General features: G+C 69.0%; 1 protein-coding gene. It reads right to left on the minus strand.

Going from position 1 to position 2,209, the window contains the following annotated elements; genetic code table 11:
• On the minus strand, positions 1-2,209 hold a 2,209-nt coding region (gene tssM, locus AC3XYG_RS09230), incomplete at both ends, for a type VI secretion system membrane subunit TssM (RefSeq protein ID WP_489139526.1).

Consider the following 2,209-nt stretch of genomic DNA (forward strand, 5'->3'; position numbering starts at 1 on the left):
GACGTCTCCTTGGCCGCGGCCACGACCAGCAGCCGGATCGGCGAGGTCGGGGCGGACAGCACGTTGAGCGTGCGCAGCGATTCATCGACCGTGGTGATCGGCTTCACCGCGACGTCGTTGATCAGGTGGTCCCAGCGCAGCCCGAATTCCTGGACATACAGCCCGGTAGCGTCGCGCTGCACCTGCTCGCTGGTGGCCGGGTCGTTCACATCCGCCGGCTTGGTCGGGTCGAGGATCCAGCCCTTGGAGACGACCGCGTCGGCCACCTTGGGCAGCATCGGCTGGAACACCGTAAGAAAGCCCTCACGGGTGTAGATGCCTGGAATGCCGGTCGACAGCGGCTGGCCGGACCGCAGATGCAGCACACCCTCAGCCGCCGGGCCTGCGTTGTCGGTCAGGCGCCAGGCCGGCAGCTTCGTCGCTTCCGGGCTGGTGACGATGGCGTCGTAGACCCGCTGCGCCAGCGGCTCCTTGCGCAGCACGGCGCGGGTCTGGTCGATCAGGCCGCTGTCGAGGCCGATATCGGTGAACGGTGCCTCCAGCAGGGCATCGAGATGCCGCGCCAGGGAATCGCGCAGCGGGGCGTCCGTCGGGGCCGGATAGGCGCTGGCCCAATCGAGCGCCATCCAGCGCTTGATCGTGTCGACCGAGATCGGCCCCTGGCGCCCGAGCATCAGGTAGACTTCCAGCGCCGGATACAGGAAGGCGGGCTCGCTCTGATGCGCCGCGAGCTGTGCCTCCTGCCGCAGGATGAGCCGCGGCAGCAGGATCGAGCTCAGTGCATGCCGGTAGGCGGCGCGGGTCTCGGTGCCCAGCTTGGCGCGCTGGTCCAGCCCGAAGAAGTCGAACCAGCTGGGCGCGGTGTCCTTGTCGGCATAGCCGGTCTCGATGGTGCGGAGCTCGTCCAGCAGCGGCACGACCGACCGCAGATCGCCGTCGGCGACGCGATCGAGCTTGAGGCTCGTGGCCTTCGCGGCGTAGTCGGCGGTGGTCGCCTCGATCCGGCCGATCAGGGCCTCGTTGCGCAGGTAGCTGGCGACCCAGAAGCCGCCCAGTCCCAAAGCGACCAGCCCGATTGCCGAGAAGATCATGATCCGCAGGCGCTTCATCCGCCGCGCGACGCGGGTATCGGCGTCGACCAGCCCCGCCTCGCCGAACACTACGTCCCGCAGCAGCTTGTTCAGAAAGTAGCTGCGCTTGTTGCCGGCGAAGGCGGGCTGCGGCGGATGCACCACGCCGAAGGTCCGCGACATGGCGTCCATGACCCGGTCGAGCGGTGTGCCGACCTGGGTCCCGCTGACGAAGTAGACGCCGCGCAGCTGAATCGGTTCCTCGAAGGAGTTCGGCTCGAACGCCTCGCGCAGGAACTGCGCGGTCAGGTCCTTGAGGCTGGCCACCTGCTGCGGGAAGCCGAACACCAGGGCGCGCCGCTGGATGTCGCCTTCCTGCTGCACACGCTCCATCAGCCGTTCGTCCAGCCGGCCGACCAGCAGGTCGAATTCGGCGCCGTACTGGCCGACCTGGCCACCCTCGGGCTCCGGCTGCACGAACGGGAAGGTCAGGCCCCAGACCGCCTCGCGACCCTCGCGGCCGAGATCGTCGAAATATTCCACGAAGCCGGCGATCAGGTCCGCCTTGGTGAACATCATGTAGACCGGCAGCCGGACGCCCAGTTCCTTGTACAGCTCGCCGACGCGCTGCCGGATGCGGGCGGCATGGTCGAGCCGCGCCTCCTCATTGGCCGAGGTCAGTTCGCTGATGCCGATCGCGACCAGAACGCCGTTCAGCGGCTGGCGGCGGCGATAGCGCTTGAGCAGCCGCAGGAAGCCCAGCCAGGCCGCGCGGTCCTGCGCCGCATCGCTGTCCTGGGTGGTGTAGCGGCCGGCCGTGTCGATCAGCACCGCGTCGTCGGTAAACCACCAGTCGCAGTTGCGCGTGCCGCCGACGCCACCCAGGGCGGTGCGGCCGAACTTGTCGGCGAGCGGGAAGGACAGGCCGGAATTCGTGATCGCCGTCGTCTTGCCGGAGCCCGGCGGGCCGATGATCACATACCAGGGCAGCTGATAGAGCCAGCGCCGGCCCTTGGCGCTCGAGAAGCGACGCTTGCGCAGGACGCCGAGCGCATCCTTGAAGCGGACGCCCAGGGTCTGCACCTCCTGCGCGCCGGCCGCGGTGCCATCCTCGGCTCCGCCCGCCCCTTGCCGTGCCA

It is taken from the genome of Inquilinus sp., assembly GCF_057815775.1.